Raw genomic sequence first — 483 nt, 5'->3', positions numbered from 1 at the left:
ATGTCCGAAGTACGGCATCCGCCCCAGCAACTGGAGTTCCAGGCCGTGACTGACCCGTTGACCGGGCTGCTGAACCGGCGCGGTTTCCATCATGCGATGGAGCATACGTTGCTGCGCACCGAACGGAGCGAGCACGCGCTGGTCTTGCTGTACCTGGACCTGGATGGCTTCAAGCGGCTCAACGATGCGTTGGGCCATGACGCCGGGGATCGCGTGCTGCGCTGGGTTTCGGAGCAAATGCAGGCGTGCCTGCGTTTCTACGACATTCTGGGGCGCATGGGCGGGGATGAATTCACCGCGTTGCTGGCTCTGGAGTTTCCCGAACCGGCGGAGAAGATCGCGGGAAAGCTCATCGCGCAGGCTTCTGTGTGCTCGTATGTCGCTGGTCTGGAGGTGATGCTTGTGGTCTGTATCGGCACCGCCGCCTTCCTGGCTTCCGGTGTGGCCTTTCGCGGTCTGCTGCGTGCTGGGGTTTGTGCCACG

1 protein-coding gene is annotated in these 483 nt (G+C 62.7%); it reads left to right on the top strand.

Annotated elements, in window-relative coordinates; translation table 11 throughout:
• The coding region (locus tag JMV15_RS27895) for a GGDEF domain-containing protein (protein ID WP_201491991.1) at positions 1-483 on the top strand (483 nt) is incomplete at both ends.

It is taken from the genome of Pseudomonas paracarnis (genome assembly GCF_904063055.1).
Taxonomy (GTDB): domain Bacteria; phylum Pseudomonadota; class Gammaproteobacteria; order Pseudomonadales; family Pseudomonadaceae; genus Aquipseudomonas; species Aquipseudomonas paracarnis.
The sequence above is the reverse complement of the archived record's forward strand: the minus strand, read 5'-3'. Positions and strand labels throughout refer to the sequence as shown.